The sequence below is a fragment of the Mesorhizobium sp. M1334 genome, from assembly GCF_040317995.1.
Lineage (GTDB): Bacteria > Pseudomonadota > Alphaproteobacteria > Rhizobiales > Rhizobiaceae > Mesorhizobium.
Genome location: NZ_JAMYLM010000001.1, coordinates 523,851 through 538,897, shown reverse-complemented (window position 1 = coordinate 538,897; position 15,047 = coordinate 523,851). Strand labels below are relative to the sequence as shown.

Sequence of the window (15,047 nt, the reverse complement as noted above, 5' to 3'; positions counted from 1 at the left end):
GGTCGCCCGTGACAGAAAATGCGCGCCGTCGTTCCGGACGGCGCGCGGCAAGCCGAAGACTGTCTCAGGCCGGGCTCATCAGCGCCGGCAACAGCGCGCCCGACACATGCTGCACGACATTGACGCCCTTGGCATGCACGATCGGCTGCGCATACTGGATCAGCGGCAGTACATAGGCCTGCTCGGCAATGTACTTGTCGACGGCCTTCCAGCCGGCAATGCGCTTGGCCTCGTCCTTCTCGCCCCACAGCGGGTTGATCATGTCGATCAGATCCTGGCTGTCCCACACCGAATGCGGGCTCGGGCCATACATGGCAAAGCCGGTCGAGGTGGTCGGGTCGCCGATGGCGTTGCCCCAATTGTAGAAGGCGGCCGGCGCCAGCTTGTCGGCGGCGCGCAACTCATAGTGCTTGGCGATCTCGTAGACCTCGATCGTCGCCTCGATGCCGACCTTGCGCCACATGCCGACGATCGCCTGGATCATCTCGTAGTCCTTGGGCTTGAAGCCCTTGGTCGTCTGTATCGTGAACTTGACCGGCTTTTCCGGCGAATAGCCGGAGGCGGCCAGCAATTCCTTGGCCTTTTCCGGGTTATGTTCGGCCTTGATCGACGCATCGTAGGCGGCGTATTCCGGCGTCTCCAGCGTATCGATGGGCTGGCCGTAACCGCGCAGCAGCCGGTCGACCAAAAGCCTTTTGTCGACGGCCATCACCGCTGCCTGGCGCACGTTCTTGTCCAGCATCACGTCGATGTCGTTGAAGAAGATCATGCCGATGTCGGAAACATTCTTGCATGAGCCGGCAAGTCCGTCCTTGCCGATCAGGCGGTCATATTCCTCATAGGGGAGTTCGAGAGTCACCTGCGAGGAACCGGACTCGATCTCGGCGACGCGGCTCGCCGCATCGGTGACGAACTTGATGGCTACGTTTTCGAAGGCCGGCTTGCCTCCCCAGTAGTTCGGGTTGGCCTTGAGCCGCACGAAGGCGTTGCGCTCGAATTTGTCGACCATATAGGGCCCGGTGCCGATCGGGGCTTTCTCAAAACCCTCGGCTCCGACCTTTTCGTAATACGCCTTCGGCATGATGTAGCCGGTGAGGAACGACATCCATTTGAAATACACCGGGTCGAATTGCACGACGTCGCCGGTGATCTTGTTGCCGTCGATCTTGAAGTTGTTGACGTTCTTCCAGACGAATTGGATCGGGTTGCCGGTCTTTTCATCGCCCGCCCGCTGCAGCGACCAGACCACGTCTTCGGCCGTGAACGGCGAGCCGTCATGCCAGGTGACGCCCTCGCGCACCGTCATCATGATCTTGCTGCGATCCTCGTTCCAGCCCCACTCGGTGAGCAGGCCGGGCGCGAAAGAAAGATCCGGCTTCTGCGGGATGAACTGGTCGAACACCGATTGGTAGAGACCCTGGATGGTCGGGTTGACCGCCGAAGGCCCGGTGGTCGGGTCCCAGGACGGCAGGTTGACGTTGTAGGCGATAGTCAGTTCGCCGGCAGCCTTGGCGATTTGCGGCAGGCCGAGCGCCGTGGCGCCAAGTGCGGCCGCGCCGTATCCGAGCAATTCTCGTCTGTTGATTGTCATGGTCGTTCCCCTGTTGCTTTTATGCGCGGTGTCGTTGTCAATCGGTGGGTTCAGGCTCCTTGGGCAACCGCGCCTTGTCCTCCTTCACCCTGGATGAAAAATGGAGCCTACCTCCCGCCAATTTGTTGTGCGAGCATGAAGCCCGACGCCGCCCCGGTGCCGGCGCCCGGCCATGTTGCCGCCCCGGTCAGGTGCAGATTGCCGATCGGCGTGTTCCAGCCGGCGTAACCGCGCGCCGGCCGGAACAGGAAATTCTGCGCCAGATGATGGCTGCCGCAGACCTGGTCGCCGCCGACCAGGTTGGGGTTCTCGCGTTCGAGGTCGATGGGCGAGAACACGGCGCGGCCGAGGATCTTCCGGCGAAGGCCGGGCGCATAGCGCTCGATAATGTCGAGGACGCGCTCGGCGTAGCGCTCCCTAGCCTCGTCCCAGTGGGCCGGTGCGATCATGCCCGCCGCATCGCCCACAATCTCGGCCGGCAGCATGCGCACCTGCACCCAGAGCACATGCTTGCCGTCCGGCGCGCGCGACGGATCGACCGCCGTCGGCTGGCCGACGACCAGCACCGGCTCGTCCGGCAGCATGCCTGCCATCGCCTGCTGATAGGTTCGCGACATGGCGTCGAGCGACGGCGAGAGATGCACATAGGCGAACTGCCGAAGCTCGGCGCCGGCGCGCCAGTCCGGCAAATCGTCGAGTGCCAGATGGATCATCATCGTGCCCGGCGCGTGGCGGAATTTTTTCATGGCCGTGTCGAAGCCGGCGTCGCCCGATCCATTGGGCAGCAGTTTCCCGGTCAGCGCCTTGGGCGCGACACCGGCGATGACGGCCCTGGTGGCGGTGTGAGTCTCGCCGGAAGCGAGCCGCACGCCGGTCGCCTTGCCGGCCGAAACCGTGATCTCGGCGACATCAGCCCCAGTGACGATCTTGCTGCCGGCGGCCGTGAGCATGCCCGACAAAGCGCGGATGATCGTGTCGGCGCCGCCTCTGCCGAGCAGCATGCCGAAGCACTGGTTGGCCATGGATTCGAGGTAAGGGAACACCGCGCCGCCAGCGATGTCAGGCGCGAAATCGAGATGCATGCCCCAGGTGGCCAGCGTCGCCCTGACATGCGGTGACTCGAAAGTCTGCTCGAGCCACGCGCGGGGTGAGGAAAGCAGTAATCGGCCGGTATCGAGCGCGCCGCCAATACCCTTCTTGCGCCAGAGCTTCCAGGCCGTGCCGGCGAGCGCACGCCCACTCATCGGCGAGCCCAGCAGCCGGAACAGATGCTCGGCCTCCGCCGGGAATGCCGCAACCAGACGGCGCCATGTGGCTGCGTCGGTCGCGGAGAAGGCGGTCATCCGTCCAGTGGTCTTCTCCAGGTCGCTGCTGACGCCGAACCAGCGACCGTCGGGGAAGGCGCTGGCAAAACAGTCGGCCACCGGCACGAATTCCAGCCCGTGGGTTTTCAATTCATTTGCATATTTCTTATGAAAGGCCGAGCCGGCGAACAGGCCCAGATTCATTGCACCGAAATCGTGCCGGAAGCCTGGAAGCGTGAATTCACGCGTCTGGACGGCGCCGCCGATCGTTGGATTGCGGTCGAAAACCGCTGTTTTCCAGCCTTTGAGCGCCAGATGCGCGGCGCATGCCAGACTGTTGTGGCCTGCTCCGACAAATATGGCGTCGAACTCGCTCACGCCCCGTCCCATTTCCTTTATGCTTAAAGATAATTGCAGATGCATATGTTTTCGTCTAGTAGGATATTAAGGGCCGCGAGAGCCTTCAGCACCATCGAGAAAGAGGGAACAGAGACCATGGACACACAACAACTCCTCGGCGACGTCGCCGGCCAGCTTCTTTCAGGCGCCATCCAGGTGGTCGACCTGACGGCGCCGCTCGGGCCCAACACGCCGCTGATCAAGCTGCCGCCGGAGCTGGCGGTGGACACGCCGAAGGTCGAGATCCACGCCATCTCCCACTATGACAAGAACGGTCCGTGGTGGGCCTGGAACTGGCTGAAGCTCGGCGAACACTCGGGCACGCATTTCGACGCGCCGCAGCACTGGATCACCGGCAAGGATTATCCGGACGGTGCCACCGACACCATTCCGGTTCAGAATTTCGTCGGCCCGGTCAATGTCATCGACTGCTCGAAGCAAGCCGCCGCCGATCACGACTTCCTGCTCACCGTCGACCACATCAAGGCCTGGGAAGCCGAACATGGCGCTATCAACGCGGGCGAATGGGTGGTGATGCGCACCGACTGGTACAAGCGCAACGGCTCGGAAGCCGAGTTCCTCAACGCCAATGAGACCGGACCGCACACGCCCGGACCGACGGCCGAGGCCATCCAGTATCTGATCAGCAAGGACGTCAGGGGCTGGGGCAGCGAGACGATCGGCACGGATGCTGGCAAAGCAGGGGGAATGGAGCCGCCATTCCCGGCGCACAGCCTGATGCACAAGGCCAACCGCTATGGGCTCGCCAGCCTGTGCAACCTCGACCGGCTGCCGCCGAAGGGCGCGATCCTGATCGCCGCACCGCTCAAGATCGAGCACGGCACCGGCAGCCCGATCCGCGCACTGGCACTCGTGCCGAGACAATAGGGCAACTGGCGGTCTTCGGGAGAAGATCATGCTTGCAGGCAATGCTGTGGTGACGAGTTGGGAGCGGCAGTCTTGCAAGGCTGCGGCTCTACGGCGCCCTCCCCTGTCCTGCCGGACATCTCCCTCACTTGGGGGGAGATTGGCAGTTTCGGCGCGCCGCTCATTCCTGCGACGTAGGAGAGTGGCGAAGGCCGCGGTGACAGCCGTTCTCCCGCCAAGTGAGGGAGATGTCCGGCAGGACAGGGGGGGGCGCGAAGGAACGCCAGTCCACGCAAATGAATTCCACCTTCCGCTCACCCGGAGCAACCCTCGATGAGCGATATCGATCACATCATCGTCGGTAGCGGCATCAACGCGTTGGTTTGCGCGGCGATGCTTGGCGGCAAGGGGGCGAAGGTGCTGGTGCTCGAGCGCAACGACCGCATCGGCGGCTGCATGCGCACCGAAGAAATCACCGCGCCCGGCTTCATCCACGACGTGATGGCGACGACCTTTGTCCTGTTCATCACCTCGCCGGCCTATGCCGCGCTGGGCAAGGATCTGGCGCGGCACGGCCTGGAGTTTTGCAACACCTCCACGCCGACCGGTGTGCTGCGCCCGGACGGCAGCCATGCCGTCCTGCGCACCGATCGTATCGCCAATGTAGCGGCGATCAATGCGCTTGCCGCGGGCGACGGCGACCGGCACGCAAACGATGTCGGCGAGATCGAACGCAATGCTGGCCTGCTGTTCGGTCTGCTCGGCGGCAGCCTGTGGTCTTACCCGACGGTAAAGCTGCTCGCGGGCGAAGCCTGGCGGCGCGGCCCGCGTGGCCTTGCCGCCTTTCTCGGCCGCGCGCTGGTGCCAGCGCGCGGTTGGTTGGAAAGCACCTACCAGTCGGAAACCATGCGCGCGCTGTGGGCGCCCTGGGTGCTGCATGCCGGCCTTGGGCCTGAGGACGCGTTCTCCGGCCAGATCGCCAAGGTCATCGCCTTCGCGCTTGAGGCGGCCGGCGCGCCGATCGTCAAGGGCGGTGCCAGGAATCTGCTGTCTGCCTTCGAAGCCCTGATCAGGGAACGTGGCGGCGAAATCCGCACCGGCGCCGACGTCGCGGCTATTGTCCAAGGCGGAGGCCGCGCCGCCGGCGTGCGGCTGGCTTCGGGCGAAACGATCAGCGTGAACAAGAGCGTCATCTGCTCGGTCACGCCGACCCAGCTTTACGGGCGGCTGCTCGGCGACGCGGCGCCGAAAGCCGACGTCGAGGCAGCGCAAAAATACCGCTATGGCAAGAGCAATTTCCAGATCCACTATGCCTTGGACAAGCCGCCGGCATGGCGCGGCGAGGGCCTGGACAAGGTCGCGCTGCTGCATCTGACGCCGGGGCTCGACGGCGTCTCGAAGGCCTGCAACGAAGCCATGCGCGGCATGCTGCCGGAGGTGCCGACCATCTGCGTCGGCCAGCCGCACGTACTCGACCCATCGCGCTGCCCGGACGGCAAGGCGGTCCTGTGGCTGCAACTGCCCGAGGCGCCACGCCATATCAAGGGCGATGCCGCCGGCAAACTGCAAACACCGGCAGACGGTCGCTGGACCGAGGCGCTGCGCGAAGCCTATGCCGACCGTGCCGAAGCGATCCTCGCCAGCCATATCGATGGGTTCAAGGACAGCGTCATCGCGCGCCGCGCCTGTTCGCCGGCCGACCTGGAAGCGATGAACATCAATCTGGTCGGCGGCGACCCCTATGGCGGTTCCTCGACCATCGACCAGTCGTTTCTGTGGCGGCCGCTCAAGACGAGCCGCAATCACGAAACCGGGGTCAGGGGTCTCTACCACATCGGCGCCTCGACCCATCCGGGTGCTGGCTTGGGCGGCGGCTCCGGCTTTCTCCTGGCGGGGAGGCTGTGATGGAACAGAAGGTTGAAAAACGCCAGCGCATCTCGACTTTGGGCCAGATCGGCCTGCAGCAGTTCGCGCCCTATCTGATGAACCGCATCATGGGCCGCTACAACGCCACGCTGCGCGACAATTTCCGCAAGCAGGGCCTGACCATTCCGCAGGTGCGCACGCTGGCCGTATTGTCGGTCACCGATGGCGTCACCGTCAACGATCTCTCGGTCTATACCGTCATCGAGCAGTCGACCTTGAGCCGCACGCTCGACACGCTGGAGGGACAAGGGTTTGTTCGGCGCGAGCAGGGGGTCACAGACAGCCGGATCCGCCATGTGTTCCTGACCGACGATGGCCGCGCCGAGTTCGCGCGCGCCTGGCCGGCCATGCACGACGCTTTCGAGGCTATGTTCGACGATGTCGACGATGCCGAATACGCGGCGCTGATCGCGACATTGCAGAAGATGCTGAAGAACATTCGCAAGCACGACATCTGACGATCTTACGCGCCGCCATCGGGACGGTAACGGAAGGAGCAAAAAATGGCCGAACGGTCTTTTGCCAAGGAAGTCGAAAAGCTCAGGCTCGGCGCCGGCGAGGAGTTTTCCGGCGAAGGCATTCTCGCCATCACCAAGGCGCTGCTGCAATGCGGCGTCGGCTATGTCGGCGGCTATCAGGGTGCACCGATCAGCCATTTGATGGACGTGCTGGCCGACGCGCAGGATATCCTGGGCGAGCTCGGCGTGCATTTCGAGGCAAGCGCCTCGGAAGCGACCGCCACCGCCATGCTGGCGGCATCGGTGCATTATCCGATCCGCGGTGCGGCCACCTTCAAGTCGACGGTCGGCACCAATGTCGCCTCCGACGCGCTCGCCAATCTCGCTTCCGGCGGCGTCACCGGCGGTGCATTGATCATCGTCGGCGAGGATTACGGCGAAGGCTCCTCGATCATGCAGGAGCGCAGCCACGCCTTCGCCATGAAGAGTCAGGTCTGGCTGCTCGACCCGCGCCCGAACCTGCCGTCGATCGTCAAGGCGGTGGAGGACGGCTTCGAGCTGTCCGAGGTTTCCAACACACCGGTCATGCTGCAGGTCCGCATTCGCTGCTGCCATGTCCACGGCCATTTCATCGCCAAGGACAACAAGCGCCCGGCGATGACAGTGGCCGATGCGCTCGCCGCGCCGCGCCGCGACACCGGCCGCATCGTGCTGCCGCCCGCGTCCTTCCTGCACGAGAAGGAAAAGGTGCAGAAACGCTGGCCGGCGGCGGTCGACTTCATCCGCACCAACAAGATCAACGAGTTTTTCGGCCCAGAGCACGGCTCGGTCGGCATCGTCATGCAGGGCGGCATGTACAATTCGGTCATCCGGGCGCTGCAGCGGCTCGGCCTCGCCGACACCTATGGCGACACCGACGTGCCGCTCTATGTGCTGAACGCCGTCTATCCACTGGTCGATGACGAATTCCTGTCCTTCTGCGAAGGCAAGGACGCCGTGCTCGTCGTCGAGGAAGGCCAGCCCAACTACATCGAACAGGCCTTTGCCGCGATGCTGCACAAGGCCGGCCGCGGCACCAAGCTCGTTGGCAAGGAACATCTGCCTATGGCCGGCGAATATACCGGCCAGGTGATGCTCGACGGCATCGGATCGTTCCTGCGTGCCACCATCCCGCATCTGCTGCCAAGTGAGGTCCGCGCGCCCAACAAGATCGGCGACGGGCTCGACACCGCCGACCTGATCAACGTCGTCCCGGGCCGGCCGCCCGGCTTCTGCGTCGGCTGCCCGGAGCGGCCGATCTTCGCCGCCACCAAGCTGGTCGAGCAGGAGCTGGGCAAGCACCACATCGCCTCCGACATCGGCTGTCATTTGTTCTCGATCATGCCGCCTTTCGAGCTAGGTGCCACCACCATGGGCTACGGGCTGGGGCCGGCCTCGGCCTCGGCGTTCAACTCGCCCGATGCCAAGCGCCGCTCGATCTCCTTCGTCGGCGACGGCGGCTTCTGGCACAACGGCCTGACGTCCTCGATCGGCAATGCCGTGTTCAACAAGAACGATGGCGTCATCGTCATCGTCGATAATTTCTATTCGGCGGCGACGGGAGGGCAGGATATCCTTTCCTCCCGCGCCGGCAACAAGACCAAGTCGACCAAGCATCCGATCACCGAGGCGGTGAAAGGCATGGGCGTCAAATGGCTGCGCCACATCGACCGCACCTATGATGTGACCAGGATGCAAGACACGCTGCGCGAGGCGCTGACGACGGACGAGAAGGGCCCGAAAGTCATCGTCGCCTCGTCCGAATGCATGCTCAACCGCCAGCGTCGCGAGAAGCCTTTGGTCGAAAAGGCGATCAAGGGCGGTGAGCGGGTCGTCAAGCCGAAATTCGGCGTCGACGAGGACATCTGCACCGGCGACCATGCCTGCATGCGGCTCTCCGGCTGTCCGTCGCTGTCGGTGAAGTCGCTCGATGACCCGCTGCGCGACGATCCGGTGGCGCATATCGACCAGAGCTGCGTCGGCTGCGGCAATTGCGGCGAGGTTGCCGATGCGGCGGTGCTGTGCCCATCCTTCTACAGAGCCGACGTGGTGCATAATCCAAGCCGCTGGGACCGTTTGCTTGAAGCCGCGCGGCGCGCCACGATCCGCCTCTTGCAGCGCCGCCGCGAAAGCCGGCGGCTGATATTTGCCGATGCTTGACGCTGTCCCATCAACCCGTTCCAAGGCCGGCGCGCAGGGCGATGAGCGCGTCATAAAGCTTGCTGTGCTGGCGGTCGGCGGCCAGGGCGGCGGCGTGCTGGCCGACTGGATCACCGACGTCGCCGAGCGCAACGGCTACGTCGCCCAATCGACCTCGGTTGCGGGCGTCGCCCAGCGCACCGGCGCCACCATCTATTATGTCGAAATGTGCCGCGACACCGGCCGGCTGCCGGTCTTCGCGCTGTCGCCGTCGCAGGGCGACGTCGATATATTGATCGCCGCCGAACTGATGGAAGCCGGCCGCGCCATCATCCGCGGGTTCGTCACGCCGGAGCGCACCACGCTGATCGCCTCGTCGCACCGCATCGCAGCGGTCTCCGAGAAGATCGAACCCGGCGACGGCCGCGCATCGTCCTCGAAGGTCCATGCCACGGCTGAAGCCGCGGCCAAGCGCTTCATCGCCTTCGACATGGAGAAGATCGCCGTCGATAACGGCTCGATGATCTCGGCCAGCTTGCTCGGCGCGCTGGCCGGGTCCGATGCCTTGCCGTTCACACGCGAGAGCTATGAGCAGGCCATCGGCGCCGGCGGCCGCGGCGTCAAGGCAAGCCTCGCTGCCTTCGCCGCCGCCTACGATCGGGCGCGCGCCATCGCGAGTGCGCCTTCGGGCGACAAGACTGTACAGCCGGCGGCCGCTGAAACCCGCTCGGCCGCGGCGACAAATGTCAGCGGCCCGGAAAGCCTGTTGAAGGGCTGGCAACAACTGGCGGCGCGCGTCGCTGCTTTGCCTTTACCCGTGCACGACATGGCGCTTCGCGGCCTGAAAAAAGTCGTCGACTACCAGGACGTCGCCTATGGCGGCGAGTATGTCGACCGGCTCGACCGGGCGGTCGTCCTGGACAATGCCGAACATGACTACGTGCTGTCGATCGCCGCGGCCAAGCATCTGGCCAACGCCATGTGCTACGACGACATGATCCGCGTCGCCGATCTGAAGACACGCTCGACGCGCGACCACCGCGTACGCCGCGAAGTCGGTGTCAAGCAAGGCTCAGTCCTGCAGGTGACGGAATATTTCCATCCGCGCATTGAGGAATTCTGCGGCACGCTGCCGGCCGGGCTCGGCAGCTACATCGAGGACCGGCCGAAGCTCGCCGCCTTTCTCGACCGCCGCATCAATCGCGGCCGCCACATCCGCACCGACAGTTTCGCCGGCTTTGCCGCTTTGTGGTTCATCGGCGGCCTGCGCCGCTGGCGCCGCCGCCTGTTGCGCCACAAGGTCGAGACCGCGCATCTCGATCGCTGGTATGCGCTGGCGCTGGGCCAGGTCGGCCAGGATTACGCGCTTGGTACGGAGATCCTCAACTGCCGCCGGCTGATCAAGGGTTACAGCGACACCCACGCCCGCGCGCAGTCGAAATTCGACCGGGTGCTGTCGGCGCTGGACATGGTCAAGGGCCGCCCGGACGCCGCCGACTGGATCCGGCGCCTGCGCGAAGCGGCGCTGAAGGACGAGAAGGGCGACATGCTCGACGGCGCGCTGAAGACCGTGGCGTCGCTGGGCGACACCTCGCCGAGCTGAGGCGCACGTTCGACCGGGCTGCAACTCAGTCTGTCGTCCATGTCGCCTTCGACGCGGCGGTCTGCACGGCAATTCTCAGGCCAATGATCTCAGCGATCGCCGCCTCCAGCACGCCGACTTCTACCCCCGCGACAGGCGCAACAGATCTCGCTCTATTACGAGAAGCAACCGGCGCTTGCTTGAACTACGAAGGGCACCCTGGAAATCCGGGGTGCCCGACGTGTCGTCTACGGACATGGGTTTCGCTTATTGGGGCTTGCGTCCAAATAACGTCTCTAACAGACAGGGCTAAATTTGCCGCAATTCCAAGGGATAACTGGTGCCGCTTGCGTGACTCGAACACGCGACCCCATCATTACGAATGATGTGCTCTACCAACTGAGCTAAAGCGGCCCGGGAAGCCGTGCTTCCAAGATGGGCTGGGTGATAGACGCAACTGGCCGCGAATTCAAGATGGCTGCCGCGAATTCAGGACGAGCAATTCGTCTCCGTCCCAGGACGGGCACAAGGGCAGCCGCCGCGCCGATGCGATGCCGTATCGGCAGGCCGCCCCGTCCGTCACGTCGGGGCCGTGACGGAAAATCAGCGAAAAAGGTTGATTTCTTTACCGAAAACCGCCGAAATGAGCTTTGTATCCCTCCGCAAGGCAGAATGCAGCCGCTCGCTTGTTGATTGATTGGTCGCCTGCGGCTAACGATCATGACAATGTGAGTGAAATTGCAGAGGGAATTCGTTTGGACGCGATCGAAAAAGCGATCCGCAACGCCTTCGAGAAAGGCAATGCCGACGACCGGGCGTTTCGCGAGCGGGTCTATCGATCGGCTTTCGCGGCACTCGACCGTGCCCTGCAGGCCAATCCAAACGTCACCGTGGAAGTCGCCATCAAGCGCCGCAAGGCGGTCCAGGCGAAGATCACCGAAATCGAATCGGAATTCCTGCCGGCGGTTGCCGACGTCGCCGCGCCGACCGACAGTTTGGAGGCAGCACCGGAGGTGGAGCCTCCGGCCGAAGCCGAGCCCGCGCCGTCGCCCGATGTCGTCATTGACGGTCCGGCACAGCCGCCCGAATCCGATGCGCCCCGGTCGCGCGTCCTGCCGGTCGTCCCCGACATAATGCCCGATGCGCCTGTTCCCGACGCGCCGGTGATCGACATGGGGGCCTCGGCTCCGACCGAAGCCGACGCCGAAACAGACGACGCGGAAGTGACGCCCGACCGCGACGACCGGCGGGCGAGGCGGCGGCGCCTGCCTTTGACCGCGATCTTCTTCGGCGTGACGCTGCTCGCAGCCGCCGGCATCGGCCTTTATTTCGCCAACCAGACCGGCGTCTTCAAATCGGCGACCGAACTCGACACGGCGCCGCCGGAAGCGCCGCCAACGGTCGATGGCGATGATTTCACGCCGGACGACACCGCTTCGCCGCCGAAGCAGGGCGAGCAGGACCAGGCGCGCGACTGGATCAACGTCTTTTCGCCGGGTGACCCGACGCAGGTCAACGCACCGTCGGACGCCAAGGCCGACGTCATCCAGGACGAAAGCGGTTCCTTCCTGCGCATCCGCTCGGGTGCATCCGGTTCGGCCATCAGCTTCGACGTCGGGCAAGGCGTGCTGGAAAAACTCGCCGGCAAGCATGCCACATTCGACATCATCGCGCGCTCCGAGGAGGGCCAGGAGACGCAGATTTCCGTCGATTGCAATTTCGGCGAACTCGGCGACTGCGGCCGCAAACGCTATGCCGTCGGTCGCGAGCGCAATGAATATCTGTTCGACGTGCGCTTTCCCGACAAGCATCCGGGTGCTGCCGGCACCATCGCCATCAATTCCGACTTCGACAAGCAGGGCAAGTCGGTCGACATCTACGAGATTCGCGTCTCGGTCGTTCCGTAAAGCACGTCGCGTTCGGACCGGCCTCATGCGACGCAGTTTAAATTCTTGTTTTGATGCATGTCGGTACCGCAAAACCGCTGCACGCTTTTTGCGCGACATGCATTAACTATCGAGCAGCGCCTGCAGCGTCTCGATGCGGTCGGCTTCCGCGGCCGGCTTGTCCCAGCGAAGCCGCGAAATGCGCGGAAAGCGCATGGCGACGCCGGATTTGTGCCGCGTCGAACGGTTAAGCCCTTCGAACGCCACCTCCAGCACCAGGCCATGTCTGCGGTCGGCCCGTACCGAGCGCACCGGGCCAAAGCGCTCAATCGTATTGTCGCGAACATATTTGTCGATTTGCCTCAGTTCCTCGTCGGTGAAGCCGAAATAGGCCTTTCCCACCGGCACCAGCTCCTCCGATCCTTCCGGCCCGGACCAGACGCCGAATGTGTAGTCGGAATAGAAGCTCGAGCGTTTGCCGTGGCCGCGCTGGGCGTACATCAGCACGGCGTCGACCGTGTGCGGATCGCGCTTCCATTTGAACCACGGGCCCTTCGGTCGCCCGGCCACATAGGGCGAATCCCAGCGCTTCAGCATGACGCCTTCGATGACCGGATGCAGCGGCTTGCGGCGCAATTCCTCCAGCGCCTGCCAGGTGGTGAATTCGACCAGCGGCGACAGATCGAAGCGACTCGGATCGAGTGTCCTCACGAAGGCCTCGAGCCGGCCGCGTCGTTGGCGGAAGGGCAATCCCCGCACATCCTCGTCACCAATCTGCAGCGCATCGTAGCAGCGCATGAAGGCGGGGTATTGCTGCTGGATCTTGGGTGACACGCTCTTGCGGTTCAGCCGCTGCTGCAGGTCCGAGAACGTGCCCGTCGCCTGCCTGGGGTCACCGACCAGAAGCTCGCCGTCGAGGGCGCCTGAAAAATCCATCGCCTCGGCAAGATCCGGAAAGGCGCCGGAGACATCGTCACCGGTGCGCGAATAGAGCCGGCGAATGCCGCCTTCGCAAACCGCCTGGACGCGGATGCCGTCCCATTTCCATTCGGCCGCGTAGTCGGCCGGGTCGAGCTTTTCGAGGTCGCCGTCGCCGACGGCGTTCGACAGCATCACTGGCCTAAACAGCGCCAGCGCCGTCTTCCTGGGTTTTTCCGCCTTGCCCTCCAGCCAGGCGAACAGAGCCGCATAAGGCGCCGTCAGCCCGTGCCAGAGTTCCTCGATCTCGGCGATATCGACCTTGCCGAAATCGGCCAGCGCCTGCTTGGCGAGCCGCGCCGAGACACCGATGCGCAGGCCGCCGGTGACCAGCTTTATGATGGCAAAGCGCGCGGACGTGCTGGCGCTGTCGAGCAGCCGGGCCAGCACCTGCGGCCCGTCGGAACGGCTTGCCGCCTGCAGCTTGGCCACCACCTCGGCCAGCGTCGGCGCGTGGTTCGCAATATCGAGAGGCGCTTGCGGCCAGACCAGCGACACGGTCTCGGCCAGGTCGCCGACATAGTCGTAGGAATAGCCGAACAGCACGGGATCCATGCGCTCGACGACCAGCGTGCGCAGCATTGCCGGCTTGACCGCGGCGATGGAAAGATCGCCGGTAATGGCCGCCAGCGCCAGCCCGCGATCCGGATCCTCGACGCTGCGGAAATAGTCGGTCAAAAGCGTCAGCTTGCCGTTGCGCGACGGCGTCAGCACCAGCCGGTCGAGAAGCTCGGCGAAGCGGTTCATGAGCGGAGCGCCATGAGTACCATCAATCGCCCTCGTCCTCATAGCCGACGAGATGCAGCGGCCTGGCGGCGATGCCTTCGAGTTCGCACCAGCGCACCAGCGCCTCCTCGCGGCCATGCGTCACCCAGATTTCTTCCGCGCCGGTCTCCTTGATCGTTGCTGTCAGCTCGTCCCAGTCGGAGTGATCGGAGATAATCAGCGGCAGCTCGACGCCGCCCTGCTTGGCGCGTTGGCGGATGCGCATCCAGCCTGAGGCGAAGCACGACATCGGATCGGGAAAACGCCGCGCCCAGCGATCGGCGAAGGCGGATGGCGGGCCGATGACGATGGCGCCGGCAAAGTCGCTTTTTTGGCCGGCCTCGACCGTCGCCGGCTCCAACGTGCCGAGATCGATGCCCTGGCTCTGGTAATATTCGCTGAGTTTGGCCAGCGCACCATGGATGTAGATCGGCTTTTCGTAGCCGGCATGGCGCAGCAGCCGCATGACACGCTGCGCCTTGCCCAGCGCATAAGCGCCGACCAGATGCGTGCGCTCGGGAAACTGTTCGGTCGATTTCAGCAGCCGGGCGATCTCGTCGGAATCGGGCGGATGGTGAAACACCGGCAGGCCGAACGTCGCCTCGGTGATGAAGACGTCGCACTTGAGCGGCTCGAACGGCTCGCAAGTCGCGTCCTTCTGGCGCTTATAGTCGCCGGACGCGACGATGCATGTGCCCTGATGCGCGACCTTGATCTGCGCCGAGCCCAGCACATGGCCGGCCGGGTGAAAGCTGACGGCCACACCGCCAAGCGCAATCGTCTCGCCGAGCACGGCGGCTTGCGTCGTTCCGGCAAAACCTTCGCCATAACGCAGCCCCATAATATCGAGCGTCTGCTGCGTCGCCATTACCGAGCGGTGGCCGGAGCGGGCATGGTCGGAATGGCCATGCGTGATCAGCGCCCGGTTGACCGGCCGCACCGGGTCGATGAAGAAATCGCCGGGCGGGCAATACAGCCCTTCCGGCCGGGGATGAAGCAGGTCGCTGGCGCGCATGGCCCCAAGATAGGCACTAATTCCGGCGCGGGAAGCCTGTTGTAAGTCACTGCTGACTCCAGCATAGAGCGCAAGCCGGCTGCAAACACCCGGCGGAA

General features: G+C 64.3%; 10 protein-coding genes and 1 tRNA gene. 6 read left to right on the top strand and 5 right to left on the bottom strand.

The genetic code is table 11. The annotated features are described in order from the left end of the window. Window positions 1-64: 64 nt before the first annotated feature. Together NKH17_RS02585 and NKH17_RS02580 are read right to left on the bottom strand one after the other, a co-directional pair. Window positions 65-1,591, bottom strand: a complete 1,527-nt coding sequence (locus NKH17_RS02585) for an ABC transporter substrate-binding protein (protein ID WP_352899773.1) — start codon at window positions 1,589-1,591, stop codon at window positions 65-67. A 107-nt stretch (window positions 1,592-1,698) separates the two neighbouring features. Next, complete coding sequence (locus tag NKH17_RS02580) at window positions 1,699-3,273, bottom strand: phytoene desaturase family protein (protein ID WP_352899771.1); 1,575 nt, start codon at window positions 3,271-3,273, stop codon at window positions 1,699-1,701. 117 nt (window positions 3,274-3,390) lie between these two features. Between NKH17_RS02580 and NKH17_RS02575 the strand changes: the two genes are divergently transcribed. The 5 genes from NKH17_RS02575 (at window position 3,391) to NKH17_RS02555 (ending at window position 10,326) form a co-directional block, all read left to right on the top strand. Next, window positions 3,391-4,182, top strand: coding sequence for a cyclase family protein (locus NKH17_RS02575; protein ID WP_352822559.1), 792 nt, complete (start codon window positions 3,391-3,393; stop codon window positions 4,180-4,182). Window positions 4,183-4,494: 312 nt separating this feature from the next. Next, window positions 4,495-6,066, top strand: a complete 1,572-nt coding sequence (locus tag NKH17_RS02570) for a phytoene desaturase family protein (protein WP_352476012.1) — start codon at window positions 4,495-4,497, stop codon at window positions 6,064-6,066. Continuing rightward, window positions 6,066-6,545, top strand: a complete 480-nt coding sequence (locus NKH17_RS02565) for a MarR family winged helix-turn-helix transcriptional regulator (RefSeq protein ID WP_352455076.1) — start codon at window positions 6,066-6,068, stop codon at window positions 6,543-6,545. The genes NKH17_RS02570 and NKH17_RS02565 overlap by 1 nt, the downstream gene beginning before the upstream one ends. Before the next feature lie 45 nt (window positions 6,546-6,590). Further along, window positions 6,591-8,744, top strand: a complete 2,154-nt coding sequence (locus NKH17_RS02560; protein ID WP_352476011.1) for a thiamine pyrophosphate-dependent enzyme — start codon at window positions 6,591-6,593, stop codon at window positions 8,742-8,744. Then, window positions 8,737-10,326 (top strand): indolepyruvate oxidoreductase subunit beta family protein, encoded by a 1,590-nt coding sequence (locus NKH17_RS02555; protein ID WP_352899766.1) that lies wholly within the window; start codon window positions 8,737-8,739, stop codon window positions 10,324-10,326. Before NKH17_RS02560 ends, NKH17_RS02555 begins: the two co-directional genes overlap by 8 nt. 317 nt (window positions 10,327-10,643) lie before the next feature. Here the strand turns inward: NKH17_RS02555 and NKH17_RS02550 are convergent. Then, a tRNA-Thr gene (locus NKH17_RS02550) sits at window positions 10,644-10,719 on the bottom strand. A 341-nt stretch (window positions 10,720-11,060) separates the two neighbouring features. On the opposite strand from NKH17_RS02550, the gene NKH17_RS02545 reads away from it, so the two are divergent. Further along, window positions 11,061-12,212, top strand: coding sequence for a hypothetical protein (locus NKH17_RS02545; RefSeq protein WP_352476009.1), 1,152 nt, complete (start codon window positions 11,061-11,063; stop codon window positions 12,210-12,212). A 102-nt stretch (window positions 12,213-12,314) separates the two neighbouring features. Here the strand turns inward: NKH17_RS02545 and NKH17_RS02540 are convergent, their stop codons facing one another. Both NKH17_RS02540 and NKH17_RS02535 read right to left on the bottom strand, forming a co-directional pair. Continuing rightward, entirely contained in the window at window positions 12,315-13,916 is a 1,602-nt protein-coding gene (locus NKH17_RS02540; RefSeq protein WP_352476008.1) for a cisplatin damage response ATP-dependent DNA ligase, read from the bottom strand. A gap of 22 nt (window positions 13,917-13,938) precedes the next feature. Continuing rightward, window positions 13,939-14,949: a ligase-associated DNA damage response exonuclease gene (locus NKH17_RS02535; protein WP_352805500.1), complete on the bottom strand. Its 1,011-nt coding sequence runs from the start codon at window positions 14,947-14,949 to the stop codon at window positions 13,939-13,941. Window positions 14,950-15,047 lie beyond the last annotated feature (98 nt).

What these genes read in the sequence shown, in the direction of transcription:
- NKH17_RS02565 (WP_352455076.1), top strand. Translation starts at nt 6,066, where the DNA reads ATGGAACAGAAGGTTGAAAAACGCCAGCGCATCTCGACTTTGGGCCAG.
- NKH17_RS02560 (WP_352476011.1), top strand. Translation starts at nt 6,591, where the DNA reads ATGGCCGAACGGTCTTTTGCCAAGGAAGTCGAAAAGCTCAGGCTCGGC.
- NKH17_RS02585 (WP_352899773.1), bottom strand. Translation starts at nt 1,591, where the DNA reads ATGACAATCAACAGACGAGAATTGCTCGGATACGGCGCGGCCGCACTT.
- NKH17_RS02575 (WP_352822559.1), top strand. Translation starts at nt 3,391, where the DNA reads ATGGACACACAACAACTCCTCGGCGACGTCGCCGGCCAGCTTCTTTCA.
- NKH17_RS02540 (WP_352476008.1), bottom strand. Translation starts at nt 13,916, where the DNA reads ATGAACCGCTTCGCCGAGCTTCTCGACCGGCTGGTGCTGACGCCGTCG.
- NKH17_RS02535 (WP_352805500.1), bottom strand. Translation starts at nt 14,949, where the DNA reads ATGCGCGCCAGCGACCTGCTTCATCCCCGGCCGGAAGGGCTGTATTGC.
- NKH17_RS02555 (WP_352899766.1), top strand. Translation starts at nt 8,737, where the DNA reads ATGCTTGACGCTGTCCCATCAACCCGTTCCAAGGCCGGCGCGCAGGGC.
- NKH17_RS02570 (WP_352476012.1), top strand. Translation starts at nt 4,495, where the DNA reads ATGAGCGATATCGATCACATCATCGTCGGTAGCGGCATCAACGCGTTG.